The 16,899-nt window shown below is 65.4% G+C and carries 17 protein-coding genes, 2 pseudogenes and 2 other annotated features; of the genes and pseudogenes, 8 read left to right on the top strand and 11 right to left on the bottom strand.

Going from position 1 to position 16,899, the window contains the following annotated elements:
* Window positions 1–233: 233 nt before the first annotated feature.
* The 3 genes from MYXE_RS10540 to MYXE_RS10530 all read right to left on the bottom strand — a co-directional run bounded on the left by MYXE_RS10540 (window position 234) and on the right by MYXE_RS10530 (window position 1,427).
* Window positions 234–521 (bottom strand): hypothetical protein, encoded by a 288-nt coding sequence (locus tag MYXE_RS10540; RefSeq protein ID WP_161552085.1) that lies wholly within the window; start codon window positions 519–521, stop codon window positions 234–236.
* 35 nt (window positions 522–556) lie between these two features.
* Window positions 557–934 (bottom strand): integrase core domain-containing protein, encoded by a 378-nt coding sequence (locus MYXE_RS10535; protein WP_085194477.1) that lies wholly within the window; start codon window positions 932–934, stop codon window positions 557–559.
* Entirely contained in the window at window positions 903–1,427 is a 525-nt protein-coding gene (locus tag MYXE_RS10530) for an IS3 family transposase (RefSeq protein WP_161552084.1), read from the bottom strand. The genes MYXE_RS10535 and MYXE_RS10530 overlap by 32 nt, the downstream gene beginning before the upstream one ends.
* Window positions 1,404–1,522, bottom strand: a sequence feature (AL1L pseudoknot). (Overlaps the previous gene by 24 nt.)
* Window positions 1,523–1,642: 120 nt before the next feature.
* Here MYXE_RS10530 and MYXE_RS10525 point away from each other — a divergent pair.
* Genes MYXE_RS10525 through MYXE_RS10515 form a run of 3 tightly spaced genes read left to right on the top strand, consistent with a single transcriptional unit; the run spans window position 1,643 to window position 5,389 of the window.
* Entirely contained in the window at window positions 1,643–2,764 is a 1,122-nt protein-coding gene (locus MYXE_RS10525; protein WP_085194472.1) for a tyrosine-type recombinase/integrase, read from the top strand.
* Between the two features lie 14 nt (window positions 2,765–2,778).
* A complete protein-coding gene (locus tag MYXE_RS10520; RefSeq protein ID WP_232061784.1) occupies window positions 2,779–4,980 on the top strand; it encodes a tyrosine-type recombinase/integrase in 2,202 nt (733 codons plus the stop codon).
* Entirely contained in the window at window positions 4,970–5,389 is a 420-nt protein-coding gene (locus tag MYXE_RS10515; RefSeq protein WP_085194467.1) for a DUF6262 family protein, read from the top strand. Before MYXE_RS10520 ends, MYXE_RS10515 begins: the two co-directional genes overlap by 11 nt.
* Here MYXE_RS10515 and MYXE_RS25275 read toward each other — a convergent pair.
* A complete protein-coding gene (locus MYXE_RS25275; RefSeq protein WP_415624485.1) occupies window positions 5,300–5,620 on the bottom strand; it encodes a transposase in 321 nt (106 codons plus the stop codon). The two genes, MYXE_RS10515 and MYXE_RS25275, sit on opposite strands and share 90 nt — an antisense overlap.
* 140 nt (window positions 5,621–5,760) lie before the next feature.
* Between MYXE_RS25275 and MYXE_RS10505 the strand changes: the two genes are divergently transcribed.
* Together MYXE_RS10505 and MYXE_RS10500 are read left to right on the top strand one after the other, a co-directional pair.
* Window positions 5,761–6,048: a hypothetical protein gene (locus tag MYXE_RS10505; protein ID WP_085194462.1), complete on the top strand. Its 288-nt coding sequence runs from the start codon at window positions 5,761–5,763 to the stop codon at window positions 6,046–6,048.
* Between the two features lie 8 nt (window positions 6,049–6,056).
* Entirely contained in the window at window positions 6,057–6,938 is an 882-nt protein-coding gene (locus MYXE_RS10500) for a hypothetical protein (RefSeq protein WP_161552083.1), read from the top strand.
* On the opposite strand, the pseudogene MYXE_RS10495 reads toward MYXE_RS10500, so the two are convergent.
* From MYXE_RS10495 to MYXE_RS10470, 6 genes and pseudogenes are all read right to left on the bottom strand, one after another.
* Window positions 6,907–8,072 (bottom strand): annotated as a pseudogene (locus MYXE_RS10495) (IS3 family transposase); the annotation flags it as partial. The gene MYXE_RS10500 and the pseudogene MYXE_RS10495 overlap by 32 nt on opposite strands.
* Window positions 7,642–7,773, bottom strand: a sequence feature (AL1L pseudoknot). It overlaps the preceding pseudogene by 132 nt.
* 16 nt (window positions 8,073–8,088) lie before the next feature.
* Window positions 8,089–9,634: pseudogene (locus tag MYXE_RS10490) on the bottom strand (peptidoglycan D,D-transpeptidase FtsI family protein); the annotation flags it as partial.
* A 200-nt stretch (window positions 9,635–9,834) separates the two neighbouring features.
* A complete protein-coding gene (gene ftsL, locus MYXE_RS10485; protein ID WP_112649952.1) occupies window positions 9,835–10,851 on the bottom strand; it encodes a cell division protein FtsL in 1,017 nt (338 codons plus the stop codon).
* Window positions 10,851–12,017 (bottom strand): 16S rRNA (cytosine(1402)-N(4))-methyltransferase RsmH, encoded by a 1,167-nt coding sequence (gene rsmH / locus MYXE_RS10480; protein WP_086009130.1) that lies wholly within the window; start codon window positions 12,015–12,017, stop codon window positions 10,851–10,853. The genes ftsL and rsmH overlap by 1 nt, the downstream gene beginning before the upstream one ends.
* Window positions 11,992–12,423, bottom strand: coding sequence for a division/cell wall cluster transcriptional repressor MraZ (mraZ, locus tag MYXE_RS10475; RefSeq protein WP_003918724.1), 432 nt, complete (start codon window positions 12,421–12,423; stop codon window positions 11,992–11,994). The genes rsmH and mraZ overlap by 26 nt, the downstream gene beginning before the upstream one ends.
* A gap of 329 nt (window positions 12,424–12,752) precedes the next feature.
* Window positions 12,753–13,148 (bottom strand): DUF3040 domain-containing protein, encoded by a 396-nt coding sequence (locus tag MYXE_RS10470; RefSeq protein ID WP_003918726.1) that lies wholly within the window; start codon window positions 13,146–13,148, stop codon window positions 12,753–12,755.
* A gap of 265 nt (window positions 13,149–13,413) precedes the next feature.
* Here MYXE_RS10470 and MYXE_RS10465 point away from each other — a divergent pair, with 265 nt between their 5' ends.
* Together MYXE_RS10465 and MYXE_RS10460 are read left to right on the top strand one after the other, a co-directional pair.
* The gene (locus MYXE_RS10465; RefSeq protein WP_003918728.1) at window positions 13,414–14,010 is read left to right on the top strand and encodes a GNAT family N-acetyltransferase; all 597 of its coding nucleotides are present in this window, start codon (window positions 13,414–13,416) and stop codon (window positions 14,008–14,010) included.
* 73 nt (window positions 14,011–14,083) lie between these two features.
* Window positions 14,084–14,803, top strand: a complete 720-nt coding sequence (locus tag MYXE_RS10460; protein WP_172468562.1) for an LppM family (lipo)protein — start codon at window positions 14,084–14,086, stop codon at window positions 14,801–14,803.
* A 4-nt stretch (window positions 14,804–14,807) separates the two neighbouring features.
* On the opposite strand, the gene MYXE_RS10455 is transcribed toward MYXE_RS10460, so the two are convergent.
* A complete protein-coding gene (locus tag MYXE_RS10455; RefSeq protein WP_085194458.1) occupies window positions 14,808–15,707 on the bottom strand; it encodes a mycobacterial-type methylenetetrahydrofolate reductase in 900 nt (299 codons plus the stop codon).
* A 141-nt stretch (window positions 15,708–15,848) separates the two neighbouring features.
* On the opposite strand from MYXE_RS10455, the gene idsA2 reads away from it, so the two are divergent.
* Window positions 15,849–16,898 carry a bifunctional (2E,6E)-farnesyl/geranyl diphosphate synthase gene (gene idsA2 / locus MYXE_RS10450; protein ID WP_085194508.1) on the top strand — a complete coding sequence of 350 codons (1,050 nt, stop codon included), beginning with the start codon at window positions 15,849–15,851 and terminating at the stop codon, window positions 16,896–16,898.
* Window position 16,899 lies beyond the last annotated feature (1 nt).

Below are 16,899 nucleotides of genomic sequence, written 5' to 3'. Positions count from 1 at the left end.
TGAAGCTGCCCATCGCCCGACCGTCGTTAGCCGCACCGCCGCGGGCACGCAACGCCAGCACGTCCCCGGTCTCCCCGAGCACCCCGACCAGCGGCGACAGGGCGGTTTGTCCGGTGCGCGAGAATGCGCTGCCTTCTTTGCCTGGCCCCTAGGTCGCGACCCGGGTGGCATCGGGGTCGATGGTGAGCCGATCGCCGTCAGGGGCGGCGCCGCCGCCCAGGCTCGGCGCAGCATCACCCGGTTGACCGCGCCGGCCTTGGCCACCCGGCCCAAATCCGCGCCCGCCAAAAACCGCCACCACGTGGGCACCGACGCCAACGGTTATCCCCGCGCAACGCGGCGGTGGCCGGGCCGGCCACCACCCGATCCCACAAGAAATCCCCATCGGCCAGCAGTACCTCGGTCAGCGCCCGATAACACTGCCCACCGCTATAGCCGCCCGGCCCGATCCCACCCAGCCCCCGCCGATCGGCCTCGGCAATCACGTTGAGCCGATCCAGCAGCGGACCCCACAACGCCACCCCCGCCACCGACTGAAGTACCCCAAGTTTTGTTCCTATTCGGTTGCGAGGGCCGGGGTTGGCTGGCTCGCGGGGTGTGAGGCGCCGGTGAGGGCGGCCTCGTACTCAGCTGGTGGGACATAGCCGAGGGCTTCGTGCAGGGGTTCCTTGTTGTACCAGAACACCCATTCGGCGGTGGCCAGTTCGACGTCGTCGATGCAACGCCACGGTTTGCCGCGGTTGATCAGCTCGGTGTTGTAGGCGGCGTTGACCGCCTCGGCGAGGGCGTTGTCATAACTATCGCCGCGGGAGCCGACCGAGGGGGCGATCCCGAGCTCGCCAAGGCGGTCGGTGTATACCAGCGATAGGTATTGCGATCCGCGGTCGGAATGATGAACCAACTCAGATAGATCTGCGTTGGCCTGCCACAGCATGATTGAAGGCCTGCACAGGTAGGTCCTCGGTGCGCATACTGGCCGCGACCGCCCAGCCGGCAATCTTTCTGCTGCACGCGTCGGTGACGAAGGCCGTGTAGCAGAATCCCTGCCAGGTGCGCACAAAGGTGATGTCGGCGACCAATAACCGGTTCGGGGCGGCCGCCTTGAACTGCCGGTTGACCAGGTCTGCCGGCCGTTGCTCGGTCGGATCAGTGATCGTGGTGAACACTGGCTTGCCGCGCTGCACCCCGCGCAGTCCAGCCTTGCGCATCAGCCGGCGGGTCTGCTCGCGGCCCAGCCGCCAGCCCTGACGCTTCATGGCCTGATGCATCTTGAGCACCCCGTAGCACGAGTAGTTCTTCTCGTGCGCGGTGCGCAGGTCGGCGATCAGCTGCTCGTCGCGGATCTCGCGGTCGCAGGCCGGGCCGGGTCTTGGCCGCCCGATAGCCCCGGGATGTGAGGAATCCAGTGATTGCTGCCCGCAAGACACGGCAGATGAGCTCGACCCCGAACTGATCGCGGTGGGTGTCGATGAAGGCGATCATTTCGCCGCGGGGCGGTCGAGCTCCGCTGCAAAAAAACGCTGATGCAGCCTTGAGAACTTCGTTGGTTATCTCCGGTCTGTTGACTGCTTGTCGTTGATGTAGTCGACACACCCTTTGACGTTCCCGGTGTTTCGTCGTGGACTGGTTATCTTCGGTGTCGATGACGAAGCTGGCCGCGTTTGTGGTTCAGCGGGTTGCGATGCCGTTCGGCGATCCGGAGTCGTGGACCGTGGTGGGTGCCGACGCTGGCGTGGTGGAGCCGGTGGAGGCTTTTCTGGCGCATCTGCATGCGGTGGAGCGATCGCCGAACACAGTTCGCGCGTATGCCCATGACCTGCGGGATTGGTTTGAGTTCTGTTATCGGTCGGGGCTGGTGTGGTCGGGCGTGCGACTCGAGGATGTGGGTCGGTTCGTCGCCTGGCTGCGGCTGGCGTCGGGGGCGAGGAACGAACCCAACGTGGTGGCATTGCCGACATCGGCGTCGGCGGGGTGCTCGGAGGCGACGGTGAACCGGAAACTGTCGGCGGTGTCGGCGTTTTATGAATTCCACCATCGTCATGGTGTGGAGCTGGGCGATCTGCTGGTCACCTGGAAGCGCGGGTCTGGTGGCGGGTCATGGCGGCCGTTGTTGGCGCACTTGGGTTCTCGGCCGGAGCGGGTTCGAAGGATCAGGTTGCGTGCCGACAAACGTCTACCCTCGACGCTTGACGAGCAGCAGGTCGCGACGGTGTTGGGGTCGTGCGAACGGCTGCGGGACCGGATGTTGTTCACGCTGTTGGCCGAGACCGGGCTGCGTGTCGGCGAGGCGTTGGGATTGCGGCACGACGATATCGACGCCGCCTCGTGTCTGGTGTCGGTAGTTGGGCGAGCCAACGCCAACGGGGCACGTGCCAAGTCCGGATCGCGTCAGGTTCCGGTGCCGGGTCGGGTGATTCGCCTCTATTCCGATTACCTGCATGCCGAGTACGGCGACCTGGACAGTGACTATGTGTTCGTCAACCTGTGGGCCGACCCGGTGGGTGCGCCGCTGAGCTACCGCAGCGTCTACGACCTAGTACTGCGAATACGCAAGCGAACCGGAATCACTTTCTCCCCGCACGTGTTTCGTCATACCTACGCCACCAATCTGCTGCGACGCGGGGTTGCAGTGGAGGTGGTGAGCAAGCTGCTCGGGCACGCCTCGATCAGCACCACCGGCGACACCTACTCCCATCTGAGCGTCGAGGATGCGCGTCGGGCGCTGGTCGCCGCAGGGGTTCTCGATGGAAACGATGGTCGGTGATGAGCACAACAGCGGTGAGATCGACCGCAGCCGGCTTGGGCGGACTCGCCGATAGGTTGGCTGCGGCGGTACGACCCGAGTTCCGGGTCGAGGTGCTGGTCCCAGCGGTGGGCGACCCGATCCTGGGGACACCGCCGTGCATCGTCGCAGGCTGCGTGCGATCGAGTCGTTACAACCGGTTGTGCCTGGCTCATCTGCACCGGTGGAGGCAAGCCGGTCGGCCCGAGCCCATGGCGTGGGCCGCGACGGCGGACCCAGAGGTGACCGGGTATCGGCCACTGCATTCCTGCGAGGTGACCGGCTGCCAGTTCGGTCAGCTCCGATATCGGTTGTGCTACCGGCACTCACGACAGTGGGATGCCGCTGGCCGTCCCGAGATGGCGGGGTGGTCACCGCCGGTGGTGACGGCGGCCGCGGTGTGCGCAGTGACTGGGTGCCGGTTATGGGCCGAACTCGATGCCGGATGGTGTCGAGGCCACCACACGCGGTGGCGGATGCGGGGACGCCCCGCGCCCGAGGACTTCATCGCCTACTGCGCCACCTATGGCGAGGACCGTTTCGACTTCCGACCGCTGCCGCCGCGCTTGCAGCTGGAGATCCAGTACGCGGTCCAGTGCCGTGTCGACGCTCAACGGGCCCGCGCCGTACCCAGGGCGATCAAAGCGCTGCTTGACTATCTCGCCGGCGTCGGGGACGTGTCACTGTTGGACCGGCCGCTTGATGCCTGGCTCGACGAGCTGCCGGCCGCGGCGACCAGCACTGCGCGGGCCTTCCTCGGCTTCGCCGTGGACTGCCTGCTCGACCTGCGTGACAGCGGCGGCTGGGATGCCGAATACTGCCGCGACGTATGGCTTTTGCGGCGGCTGTCGATTCCCGGGGCCGGGCACGGTGCTCGGCTCGACTTCACCGGGCTGCAGCCATCGTGGTTGCGGGACCTGGCCAAACGGTGGTGCCGGTGGCGGCTGTCGTGCGGGATCGGGCTCACCCAGGTCCGCCGTGACCTCGTCGCGGTGATGCGGCTGTCGCGGCTGACCCCGCGGCTGGCCTCATCGGGGAGCCCAGCCGCATTGACCCGCCAAAGCCTGGAGGGCTACCTGGCCGCACTGGCTGCCGAGGTTGCCCGGCCCAAGACTCGACGCGGTGACATCGGCGCGGTGACCGGGTTCCTGCGGGCGGTCCGTCAACACGGGTGGGCGACGCTGCCCGCCGACGTCGACCTCTATCCCGACGACTGCCCACGCCCCGAACAACCTACGCTGTCACGGGCCATCCCGGAGTTCGTGATGAACCAGCTTGAAGCCCCGGCCAACCTCGGCCGCGTCGGCGACCCGCGCATCCGACTGCTGATCGAGATCTTGATCGGCGCCGGGCTGCGCATCGGCGATGCCACCCGCCTGGGAATCGACTGCCTCGTCTGCGACCCCGCCGGAGCGACTTATCTGCGCTACCGCAACCACAAGATGCGCCGCGAGGCGATCGTGCCCATCGACGAACAGCTCGCCGCCAAGATCGCCGAACAGCAGCGCCGCACCCGCGCCGCCCACCCCGACACCAATGTGTTGCTCCCACGCACCCATGCCAACCCCGACGGGCGACATCCCATCGGCCCCAACACCTTCGACATGCATCTCAAGCAGTGGCTGACTGCCGTAGCTGTCGTCGACGAACTGGGCCGCCCAGCCAAGGTCACCCCGCACCAGTTCCGCCACACCTACGCCACCCGGCTGATCAACAACGATGTCTCCCAGGAGGTCGTGCGTAGGCTGCTCGACCACACCAGCCACACCATGACCGCACGCTATGCCCACCTGGCCGACACCACCATCCGCACCCAGTGGGAACGCGCCCGCAAGATCGACATCCACGGCCAGCCGGTCCACACCAGCGGCGACGGGCTGCTCGGCGACGCCGAGTGGATGAACCACAACCTGGCCCGCGCGAAAATGGCGCTGCCCAACGGCTATTGCGGACTTCCACTGCAAAAGTCCTGCCCGCACGCCAACGCGTGTCTGACATGCCCGGTGTTCATCACGACACCGGAATTCCTGCCCCAGCACCGTGCTCAACGTCAACAGACCCTGCAGCTGATCACTGCCGCCGAGGCTCGCGGCCAGCAACGCCTCGCCGAGGCCAACCGCACCGTGCTGACCAACCTCAACACCATCATCACCACGCTCGAGACCGACGAGCAGGAACCTGCTGAAGATGCGCGCTGACAACAGCATTCACCTCATTGCAGCGGCCAAACAACGCCACGAGCAGACTCTTGCCAAAGCGATCGCCGCTCTGCATAACCTCGACCAGACCGGAGCACCGATCAGTTTCGCCGCCGTCGCCGAGCACGCCGGCGTATCCCGATCGTGGCTCTACACCCAAACCAATCTCAAAGACGAAATCCACAGAATACGAGCGCTCCGCGAACCAAGATCCCCTGCCAGCCCGCCCCGACAAGAACCAGCCAGCGACGCGTCCCTGCGGAACCGGCTCAGCCTTGCCCACGAACGCATCCGTGAACTCGACGACGAAAACGGCCGCCTACGCGGCCAGATCGCCTACCTCCACGGTCAACTCCGCGCAGCCCGCCTCGGCACATCGAAGACACCGTCCAAGACGCAGACACCCTGACCACACCGCCCTACAGGGGCGTCGACTGAAGATAAACCGTGCTCTGCGTGTTTCGGCAAGTTCCCGCTTAAGTCGGCGGATCTCGGCGTGCTCTTGGCTCGTCGTTCCCGGGCGCTCACCAGCGTCCACCTGAGCCTTGCGCCGCCACCGGCGCAGCGACTCCTCAGAGATGCCGAGTTTGCTCGCCACAGACTTAATCCCTTCAAACTCCGAGATATCTGAGGCCTCCATCGTGGTCTCCAACAAACGCAACGCTCGCTGCCGAAACTCCGGCGAATACTGTCGGGGCATGCTTCCAATCCTCCTATGGGGATCGGAACAAAACCCGGGGCACTTCACCCTTACTGCAAAATCCGGGTTAGGCTTTGACCATGCATCAGTTGCGAGTGGCTGCTGACCAGCTGCTGGCCACTGCTAATGGCTGGCACGGGTTGACTTCGGAGCTACTAACCACTGCCACGCCGTCCGAATTGGGGTTTTCATCTCAAGCCAGCGCAGCGGCGGTTGACGCGGTGCATGCCGGGGTTGCCGCGGCCGCTGAGGCATTTGCCGCACGCACCCAGATCACGGCGGTCAAAACCGCTGCTGCAAGCTTCGCTTACGCCAGCATGGACGCAAATTCCCGAGACCTACTCCGCGCGATAGGCGAGTCGCTGTAGGCGCACCAGTGCTGACTACCGGATTGCCAACACTGTCAACGATCCAGGCGTGGGACGTTGATCACCTCATTGAAGCCGCAGAGTACTGGGACGGCACCGCAGACCGATGGGAAAACGTCTCGCTACAGGTTTGGCAACAATCCCACGGCCTCGACTGGGAAGGCCGAGCGCGCGAAGCCCTGGTTATGCGTACAACCGCCGACAAGACGACAATCCTCGGCAAGGCTGACCAGCTGCGGGAGGCAGCCAAGATTGCCCGCCGTGGTGCGAGTGATATCGACGCCGCCAAAAGGCGCGTTCTGTACGCGGTCGAGGATGCCCACAACGCGGGATTCACTGTAGGGGAAGACCTTTCGGTAACCGACACTCGCACAACCAAGAATCCGGCTCAACTGGCTGCGCGCCAATCGCAAGCTCAGGTGTTAGCAGCCGACATCCGAGCCCGCACAGCCCAATTGGTTGGGCTCGATAACGAAGTCGGTACCAACCTGGTCAAAACAGCAGGCGATGTCGGCGAGACCAACTTTGCCGAGGGCCCAATCTATTACGGGCAGCAACCGATTAATGTCGGCGCTGACCCCCGCAACGGGACCATTCAACTTGCTGGGCATGGGTTCAAGCTCGACGGGGGAACGCCACCGCCGCCCGGGTTTGTCGACCAGTACGAGCAACAGTTGACCTCAGCTGGTCCCAAAACACCGCCACCGCCAATTCCAATGCCGTCATCGGGTCCGCTCCCACCCTTTGTTCCTCAACAGCCTGGACCGATACCGCCTTATTTGCCGCCGGCCAGTTTTGGGCAGTGCGTGGGCGCAGAGGTGAAAGCAAACGTCGGCAAGGAGATGGTCAAAGACGGTTTCGGCTGGTGTTGTGCCAGTGGACCCAGCTGAGGGTGGCGAGTTCTACGTCCTCGACGGTCTTCCACGGTCTGCTTCGAGCCGGCCCGTAGATCAGCTCGGCCTTGTAGTAACCGTTGACTGTCTCCGCGAGAGCGTTATCGAAACTATCTCCAACGGTCCCGATTGACGGGACTGCGCCGATCTCAGCGAGCCGCTCGCCGTAGCGAATGGACGTGAATTGCGACCCGGCATCTGAGTGACATATCAAGTCCTGCAATGTAGTTCCGCGTGACCAACGCGCCATCTCCAACGCGTCGAGAACCATCGAGGTCCGCATGTGCGAAGCCACCCGCCACCCCACGATCATCCGCGAGTGTGCGTCAATGATGAAGCACACGTACGCCACCCCGGCCCAGGTCGGCACGAATGTCAGGTCGGTCACCCAGAGCTGGTTCGGGGCAGCCGCGGCGAAGTTGCGGTGCACCAAGTCCGGGTGCCGCGCCGCGGCTGGGTCAGCTTTGGTGGTCCGCACCCGTTTGCCGCGCCGGACCCCCTCAATGCCTGCGGCCCGCATCAGCCGGGCCACCTGATCGCGACCGACGTCATGACCATCGCGACGAGCCGTTTTCCAGAGTTTGCGGGCCCCATAGACGCAGTAGTTGTCTTTCCAGAGCTGGCACAACGCCGGCCCGAGGACGGCGTCGCGCAGGGCCCGCGCCGATGGGACCCGGGCTTTGGCGTCGTAGTAGGTGCTCAGGGCCACCTGCAAGCCTGCGCTGCGCAGGACCGTGCAGATGGGCTCGACCCCGAACTCCTCGCGATTGTCGTCGATGAAATCGACTATTTCTTGTGTTGGCGGTCGAGCTCCGCCCCGAAGAAACTTGCCGCTCGCTTCAGAATCTCGTTGGCACGCTTGAGTTCTCGGATCTCCTGTTCGAGTTCCTTCACCTTCTTCGACTCCGAGGTCGTCACCCCAGGAGCCAGGCCTTCGTCGATGTCGACCTGACGGACCCAGGTGCGCACCGATTCCACTCCGTAGCCGAGCTGGCGAGCGACCCGCTGCACTGTGCCCTGCTCGGTGCCCAGCTCCGCGCGCAAGGTGCGGACCATCCGCACCGCGGCGGCCTTCTCCTCGGCACTGTATCGACGTGTCGTCGGCTTCCCGGGCGACTGTTCCTTCGGCATACCTGCATCCTCGTTTCCAACTGATAGCCATCGACCGCGGCCGCCGGCCCGGTGCCCTGCTGGTAGCCCATCGGGTCACGTTGCACCACAGCGCGCAGCATGTTGCGTACGGTTTGCGCCGTCTGCGGCGAAACCACCCGAACACCTTGCGGGCGTGGCTCTTCGGTGCGCGTGCCGTCCGGCGCGATGGTCGCCTTGATGATCCGCGGCGGAATCCGCAGCCCGTCATTGGCGATGGTCTGGTACATGCCGGTCATTTGCAGCAGAGTCATCGAAAGACCCTGCCCGATAGGTAGGTTAGAGAACGTGCTGCCCGACCATTGGTCGATCGGAGGCACCAGGCCCGCGCTTTCCCCGGGCAGGCCCACGCCGGTGCGCTGGCCCAGCCCGAACTTCTTGAGCATGTCGTAATAGCGTTCCGGCCCCACGCGCTGGGCCAGCATCAGCGTGCCCACGTTGGACGACTTCCCGAATACACCGGTTGTGGTGTAACGCATCACGCCGTGGTTCCAGGCATCGTGGACGGTGACGCCGCCCATATGGATTGAGCCCGGCACCGACAACACTTCGTCGGGGTTGGTCAGTCCATATTCGATGACCGACGAGGCAGTGACGACCTTGTTCACCGAACCAGGCTCGTACGGTGAAGACACTGCAAGGTTGCCCAGCTGCTTGTCGCCCTGGCGACCGATGTCTTGCGACGGGTCGAAGGTGTTGTCGTTGGCCATGGCCAGCACTTCGCCGGTCTTGGCGTCCAGCACCACCGCCGACACGTTGCGCGCCCCGGACAGATTCTTGGCCTGCTGCACCTGCTGCTGGACATAGAACTGAATGTCGTCGTCGATGGTCAGCTGCACGGTCGACCCGTTGACCGCCTTGTGCCGATTGCGATAGCTGCCCGGGATCACCACGCCGTCAGAGCCGCGGTCGTACGTGACCGACCCGTCGGTTCCGGCCAGCACGGCGTCCAGCGAGTCCTCCAGGCCCAACAGACCGTGACCGTCCCAGTCGATCCCGCCGACGATGTTGGCTGCCAGCGAACCGCCCGGATACTGGCGCAGATCCTGGCGCTCCGCACCGACTTCCGGGAACTTGGCGGTGATCGCGGTGGCGATCGCGGGATCCACGGCGCGAGCCAGGTACACGAATGTCTCGTCGCTCTTTAGCTTCTTGAGCACGGTTGCCTCGTCCGGCTTGTTGTTGAGCCGCAGTGCGACTTCCTTGGCGATATCGCGCAACCGCTGCTGCGGATCGGGTGCGCTGGGGTTCTTCTGTTTGGCTTCGGCGAGCTGTTTGTGGATGCGCCGCGGTTGGAAGGTCAGCGCACGGGCTTCGATGGTGAACGCGAGCTGGTCATTGTTGCGGTCGACGATGCTTCCCCGCACGGCTTTTTCGACGTCGGTGACCTTGAGCTGTCCAGCGGCCTCGGCACGCAGTCCGGCAGCACGCGGCACCTGTAAGTAGAACAGCTGCGCGGCCGCCACGATCAACGCGACGAAGATCACCACGTTGCCGGCCCGGTACCGAAACACGAACGACGCGCCGCGCACGCCGAGGTCCATGGCCTGGCGGGTGCGCCGCCTGCGTGCGGAATGACCCTGTGGGCCAACGCTTGCCGCGACGGTAGCGCCGGCCTTCCCGGGCTTAGCGGATTTGTCGAGCCTCTTGGATTGCTTGGGGTCTTTGCTTTTTCGCGCTCTTGTGGTGCCGCGTTCAGCGCGCCCCGACTGCGACGGGTGCGCTCGCGACCGCACGGCGCGCTTCACCTCGGCGTGCCCGGGGCCGTGACGGTTACCGGGCCGAACTGCTCGCCGGTGGCTGGCGGCGCTGATGGGGGGACCACGGCTGGCGCCAGCGCGGTAGCGGGTGGCGGTCCGGCGGCAAGGGGCACCTCGGCAGCCGGGGCCGGCGTGGCCGGCGCTGCATCGGGCGGGGGCAACGGGCCCGGCCCGGCCACCTGGGGAGCAGGCACACCCGGGGTCGCGCCACTGGGCAAGTGCTGGGTGCCCAACGTCGTTGCACCGTCAGGGGCACGCAACAGCACTTCGGGTCCTGGGGGAACCGGCATCGTCGGCGTGCCGGCGCCCGGCGACAGCCGAACCGGCATCTCCACCGGGTTCACCGGGGGGTTCGGCGGCGGGGGCTTTTCGTCTGGCAGTTTGGTGTTCAACGGTGGCGGTGGAACCCCCTGAGCGGGTTTGGGTGTGCCGACGACTACCCAGTTACCCGACGGATCCTGCACCAGGTGGGCGGTATCCCTGCTCGGGATCATGCCCAAGTTGCGGGCCGCCTCCGCCAACGCGGGCGCGGACTGCGCTTGCAGCACATCACGTTCGAGCGCCTCCTTCTGCTGTTGCAGCACCTGGGTCTTCTGGCGCGCATTGCCCAGCTCGTAGGAGCGCTCGGCGGAGTCGGTGGATAGCCACAGCGTGACACCCAGCCCCACCCCGAGCGAACCGATGACCAGCACGACGAATGGCACCCTGCTGGCCAGCGTGCGGGGACGAAGATCGACGGCTGCCAGCCTGGTCAGCACACGTTCACGCAGTGACGGGCGGACAACCTTGGGCGCCTTAGCCTTTCGGGCTTTAGCACGAGCCTTAGCCTGGCTAGCACTCTTCGGCCGCGCCGACCGCTCAGCGGGCCGCGACGTGGGCGTGGTTTGTGGCCCAGACTGCGGCGCCCGGAGCTCGCGAGTGGGTGCCGACGCTCTGCCTGCATGTCGAACACGACGTGGCGCGGCGTGGTCGGCCGCTCCAGCTTTCTGGTGCGCCTGCATCAATCACGTCTCCTTGCCTGCTGCGGCGGCCGCACTCGCTGCAAGGCCCGCAACCGGACCGGGGCGCTACGTGGATTGCGCTCGGTTTCGTTACGATCGGCACGTTCGGCACCGCGAGTCAGCGACTTGAATTCCGGTGCGTGTCCAGGCAGTTCGATCGGCAGGCCAGCCGGGGTACGGGGCGTGACAGCATGCCTGAACACATCCTTGACAATGCGATCTTCCAGCGACTGGTAGGCCAGCACCACAATGCGACCCTCGACGGTCAGGGCATCCAACGCGGTCGGCAGCGCTCGGCGCAGCGACTCGAGCTCGTCGTTGACGGCGATGCGCAGCGCCTGAAACGTCCGCTTGGCCGGATGCCCGCCCGTGCGCCGAGCCGGCGCCGGAATAGCTTGGTAGAGCAGGTCAACCAGTTCGCCCGTCCTTGTGAACGGTGTGACGGCCCTGCGGCGGACGATATACGCAGCGATGCGGCGCGCGAACCTCTCCTCGCCGTAGCGGCGCAGCACGTCCGCCAGCGCTGCCTCGTCGTAGGTGTTGACGATGTCGGCGGCCGTCAACGGTGAATCCGGATCCATCCGCATGTCCAGCGGAGCGTCATGTGCGTAAGAGAACCCCCGCTCGGGGCGGTCGAGCTGCATCGACGACACGCCCAGATCGAAGAGGATTCCATCTACTGAACCTGTTGCAGCACAGCCTGTTTCAGTCAGAGCGGTCGCGATACCGTCATACCGGGTGCGCACCAAGCTCACCCGGTCGGCGAATCGCGTCAGCCGGGCCCGGGTGAGGTCCAATGCATTAGGGTCACGATCGAGACCGATCAGCCGCAGCCCGGGAAGGTCGGTGAGGAACCGCTCCGCGTGCCCGCCGGCGCCGATGGTGGCGTCGACCAGGATCGCGCCCGAGCCGTCCGGGTGGTGGCGGGTCAGCGCCGGGGTGAGCAGCGCGACGCATCGCTCAAGCAGGACGGGTACATGACCGAAACCTGCTGGACCGTCGGCCATGACAACACCTCCCCCCGGATGGGCCCGGCGGGCCGCCCCTGCACCGTGGTCCCTGTCCGAGAGCACGAACCTGGCGTTGGGGAAGTACGCCAGGGTCGGTTCGGGCAGAGGCCGCGATGCACGGACATGCGCCTTAGATGATGTCGCCGAGTGCTTCATCGCTGGCCGCGGAGAAGTTCTCTTCGTGGGTCTGCTGGTAGTTCCGCCACGCCTGCGCGTCCCAGATCTCGAGGTAGTCGACCGCCCCGATCACCACGCAATCCTTGGACAGGTTGGCGTAGCGACGATGGTCGGCCGACAGCGTGATCCGGCCCTGCGCATCGGGATGCTGTTCATCGGTGGCCGCCGCGAGATTGCGCAGGAACGCCCTCGCTTCGGGATTGCTTCGCGAGGCCTTGCTGGCCCGCCGAGCCAACTGCTCGAATTCGGCACGGGGGTAGACCGCCAAGCTGTGGTCTTGGCTCTTGGTGACCATCAGCCCTCCTGCCAACGCGTCGCGGAACTTCGCGGGCAGCGTCAGCCGCCCCTTGTCGTCGAGCTTGGGCGTGTAGGTGCCCAAAAACATCAGGCCACCTCCCGCCACGGCGCGAAGCCCCGAGCTTCGTCCCACCCACGACTTCAGCCACCATACCCCACAATCCCCCACTTTGCTCCATTTATCGGGACAAGATTCGAAATTTTCCGGCTTCGATCGGGTAACAGGGCGGGTCGAACGTGGCTCGATGTCCTCGCGTCGACGGGAAATATCGACTTCAGCAGCCGATGTGGCAGCACCGATCCACCAAGTGGGGCATTGTGGGGCATCTACGGCTACTCGCCCCACACTTATCCGGCCGAGGGCATAAAAAATGGGGCAGCCCGGGGCTACCCCGTGAGCATCCCGCGCGTTCCGCGCTACTCGTCAAAGCGACGGCGGAAGCGATCCTCCATGCGGCTGGTGAACGATCCGCCGACACCTTTGGTGCGACGTGACGTGCCGGTCGACCCGGAGCGGTCTCGCCCGCCGGGGAACCGGGGCCCGGTGATGGCATACACCACACCACCGAACATCACGACGAAGCCGAACACGGACAGGATCGGGAAGCTGCCAATCATCGTCGCCTTGAAGGCAACCCCGGAAACCAGCATCCCCAACCCAATGACGAACAGCGCCGCACCCTGCAACCGTCGGCGCGCAGTCGGCGCACGCAACCCCGCGCCGCGAACACTTGAGGCGAACTTCGGGTCCTCGGCATAGAGAGCGCTCTCGATCTGCTCGAGCATCCGCTGCTCATGATCGGAGAGTGGCATTCGTCCCTCCTTGCCGACAGCCGTCACGCATAGCGTGGATGCCCACTTTATCGGAGCAACTAACTCAGATGATACGAGGTGAAACTGCGCCATACCACTGGTTCGCTTGCCGATTGTAGTCTGGCCACGACGCGGGCCTAAAGGCCCGAAGCCGGGGCTGGCCACCGGCTTTAGCCCGACCGCGACGTCGATCCGCATGAAGCGGGGGCCGATAATGAGAATCCAAGCAGCGCACCGGATCAGCGCCCGAGGAGGGGACCGCGAGTTGGCGACGTTCCTCATCGACCTGTCGGCGCATGATATGCAGCGCCGTCTCGGTGACGCCCTGGCTGTATACGTCGACGCGATGCGATACCCGCGCGGCACAGAGAATCAACGCGCCGCGACGTGGCTCGAGCACACTCGTCGACACGGTTGGCAGGCGGTGGCCGCAGTGCAGGCCGAGCATCACGGCGAGCCGCCATCGGCGGCGGAGCTCAGTAATGCGCCGTTGCTCGGAATTGCCTACGGCTACTGCGGCGCGCCCGATCAGTGGTGGCAGCAGCAGGTAGTTCTTGGCTTGCAGCGCGGCGGTTTTCCCCGCCCCGAGATCGCCCGGCTGATGGCGAGCTATTTCGAATTAACCGAACTGCACATTCATCCGCGCGCGCAGGGACGCGGTCTGGGCGAGGCGCTGGCCCGGCGACTGCTCGCCGGGCGCGGCGAAGCCAACGTGCTGCTGTCGACACCGGAAGCCAACGGCGAGACCAACCGGGCGTGGCGGCTGTACCGGCGGCTGGGCTTCACCGACATCATCCGCGGATACCACTTCGCCGGCGATCCGCGACCCTTTGCGATCCTTGGGCGGGCACTGCCGCTTTGATCCCGAACGGGCGGCGACGTCGACGGTCCCGGTACGGCCCGTGCCGACACCCCAGTTCTGGCACGATGACCTGGTGCGCGCCCGCAGCGATAGGCTTTTTCCCGGACAGTTCCGCAACCCTCGACGCCAGCGGCTGCTGGCACTGGCGCTGCTGGCGCTGGTGACACCGACGATCGCCGGATGTGTGCGGATCAAAGCCACGATCACCATCTCTCCCGACGACTTGGTCTCCGGGCAGATCATCGCGGCGACCAAGGCGCGCAACGACAAAGACACCGGACCGCAGCTCGACCCGAACCTGCCGTTTAGCCAGAAAGTGGCGATCACCAAATACGACAAAGACGGCTACGTGGGCTCCGAGGCGGTGTTTTCCGAGTTGACCTTCGCCGAGCTACCGCAGCTGGCGAACATGCACCCCGACGCCGCGGGCGTCAACTTGTCGCTGCGGCGATCCGGCAATCTGGTGATCCTTGAAGGACGGGCAGACCTGACGTCGCTGACCGATCCGGAAGCCGACGTCGAGCTGAGCGTGTCCTTCCCCGGCGCGGTGACCTCCACTAATGGCGAGCGCGTCGACACTGACGTGGTGACATGGAAGCTCAAGCCCGGCGTGGTCAGCACCATGAACGCCCAGGCGCGCTACACCGATCCCAGTACCCGATCGTTCGCCAATGCGGCTGTGTGGCTTGGCATTTCGTCGTTCGTGGTGGCTGGTGTCGTGGCGCTGCTGGCGTGGCAGGCCCGCGACCGTTCACCACGGTTCACCGCGCCGGACGATTACCCCCCGCAATGATCGGTCACGGCTTGGCAGGCGACCAGTAGTCAAGCATCTGTGCGAAGGTTTCGAACGCGGGTGCCGAGACGCCGTAGGTGGCTTCGAGATGGATGCTCAACGGGAAGCCGAGGTCGGCGACACCGTCGATCACACGCTTGTACAGGTCCACCATCAGCTGGCGTTTCTGCGCCGGTTCGCTGCCGGCCAGCGTCTTGACGAATGCCTGTTCCTGCGCGACGGCGGCGTTGCCCGGATCCTGGATCAGCCAGCTGATGAACCCCACCCGGTTTTCCACCTTCGGAACAAAGCCGAACGACAGCAATATCTCGGGCCGGTGATCGGTGTTTTGGGCGAACTCGGTCAAAAAACCCACGATCGCGTCGGAATACAGCAGCTGGGTCTGGGCGAAAGTGGCGCCCCGATCGCACTTGAACGAAAACCGGCCCTGCTCACCCGCCCGGGTGGGAATCAGGATCACGCCGCGGTTAGGCACCAATTCGCGATAAATCGACAACGCATCGGTCGGCGCCACACCCGAGCCCTCGCCGTCGTTCATGGTGCGCGGTACACCGACGAACACGATGCCGTCCATCCCCGAGGCGACCAGATCGGTGAGCCGCTGGCGCAGGGTGGGCTCGTCCATAAAAGCGGTGACCTGGCTGCACAATCCGCGCATTCCCGGCAGCTCCGGTTTGATCAGCGACCAGAAGTCGAGCACGTCAAGCTTCGGTTTCATTTCGACCGGCCGGTCATCCTCCTCAGCGATCAATCCGGGAATCATCACGTGCCCGATGTGGCCGTCGACACCGGCTTCCGCGGATAACTGCGCGACCTTGCGTGCGTCTTCCACCGCCTGCTGGGTGCCGCGGTCCAGGTTTGGTGGTACAAGTTCGAGCGCAACGGTGTTGAAGGTGCTGACCACTCCGACAGCATAGGTGCGAGATAGTGAGCCTGTCGAAGCAACTCCTGTGCTGCCCGGATGCCAGCCGTACGCTCTACCGTGAACACACACATGGCAGAAGGGGGCGTCGCACTGAGCGTCGACGCAGCGGCAACCGTGGAGGTGGCTGATCGGATCACCGAACAGCTGCGCCGGTATCTGCGTGAGCGCCGCAGCGAGGCCGCCTACATCGGGGCCGACTACGACGCCCTGATCGCCCGGTTAGAGGAGTTCGTGCTCAGCGGAGGCAAGCGGCTGCGCCCGGTGTTCGCCTACTGGGGCTGGCGCGCGGTTGCCACCCGGCAAGCCGGCCCGCAAGTGCTGCTGTTGTTCGCGGCGCTGGAACTGCTGCACGCCAGCGCACTGGTGCATGACGACGTGATCGACGGGTCGGCAACCCGCCGCGGCCGACCGACCACTCACATGAATTTCGCGCAGTTGCACCGGGCGCGAAACTGGCGGGGCTCGCCGGACCAATTCGGGACGTCGGCCGCCATCCTGCTCGGGGACCTGGCGCTGGCCTGGGCCGACGACATCGTCGCCGACGCTGATCTACCGCCCGACGCGCATCGTCGGGTCCGGCGCGTGTGGGCCGATATCCGCACCGAACTGCTGGGCGGGCAATACCTCGATATCGTCGCCGAGGCCAGCGCCGCCGAATCGATCGCGTCGGCGATGACAGTCAATACCTACAAGACCGCCGCTTACACCGTGGTGCGCCCCTTGCAGTTAGGGGCGGCCGCGGCCGCGGATCGACCCGATGTGCATTCGGTTTTCCAGCAAGTCGGCACCGACCTCGGGCTGGCGTTTCAGCTGCGCGACGATGTGCTCGGTGTGTTCGGCGACCCGGCGGTCACCGGGAAGCCCTCCGGCGACGACCTGAGGTCGGGCAAACAAACCGTGCTGGTAGCCGAGGCGATGGCGATGGCGGACCGGTCAGATCCGGTGGCCGCCAAATTGTTGCGCTCTTCGATGGGCGCGGAACTGACCGACACACAGGTACGCGAATTGTGCGACGTCATCGACGAGCTCGGGGCGCTGGCCGCGGTGGAACAGCGAATCGACGCGCTGACCCGGCGGGCGTTAGACACCCTGGCCGCCGCGCCGATCCACGCGGTAGCTAAAGCGGGGCTGTCCGAGCTGGCCAAGCTGGCTGCGACCAGGTCGGCGTGAG

Origin of the sequence: Mycobacterium xenopi (assembly GCF_009936235.1) — a bacterium.
GTDB lineage: Bacteria > Actinomycetota > Actinomycetes > Mycobacteriales > Mycobacteriaceae > Mycobacterium > Mycobacterium xenopi.
Note: the sequence above shows the minus strand (reverse complement) of the source record. Positions and strands in the feature narration are given on the sequence as shown.

Bases quoted from the DNA above. Each gene is read 5' to 3' on its own strand.
- MYXE_RS10535 (WP_085194477.1), bottom strand. From the start codon at position 934: ATGCTGTGGCAGGCCAACGCAGATCTATCTGAGTTGGTTCATCATTCC.
- MYXE_RS25275 (WP_415624485.1), bottom strand. From the start codon at position 5,620: ATGGAGGCCTCAGATATCTCGGAGTTTGAAGGGATTAAGTCTGTGGCG.
- MYXE_RS10470 (WP_003918726.1), bottom strand. From the start codon at position 13,148: ATGCCACTCTCCGATCATGAGCAGCGGATGCTCGAGCAGATCGAGAGC.
- mraZ (WP_003918724.1), bottom strand. From the start codon at position 12,423: ATGTTTTTGGGCACCTACACGCCCAAGCTCGACGACAAGGGGCGGCTG.
- rsmH (WP_086009130.1), bottom strand. From the start codon at position 12,017: ATGAAGCACTCGGCGACATCATCTAAGGCGCATGTCCGTGCATCGCGG.
- MYXE_RS10525 (WP_085194472.1), top strand. From the start codon at position 1,643: ATGACGAAGCTGGCCGCGTTTGTGGTTCAGCGGGTTGCGATGCCGTTC.
- MYXE_RS10515 (WP_085194467.1), top strand. From the start codon at position 4,970: ATGCGCGCTGACAACAGCATTCACCTCATTGCAGCGGCCAAACAACGC.
- MYXE_RS10505 (WP_085194462.1), top strand. From the start codon at position 5,761: ATGCATCAGTTGCGAGTGGCTGCTGACCAGCTGCTGGCCACTGCTAAT.
- ftsL (WP_112649952.1), bottom strand. From the start codon at position 10,851: ATGCAGGCGCACCAGAAAGCTGGAGCGGCCGACCACGCCGCGCCACGT.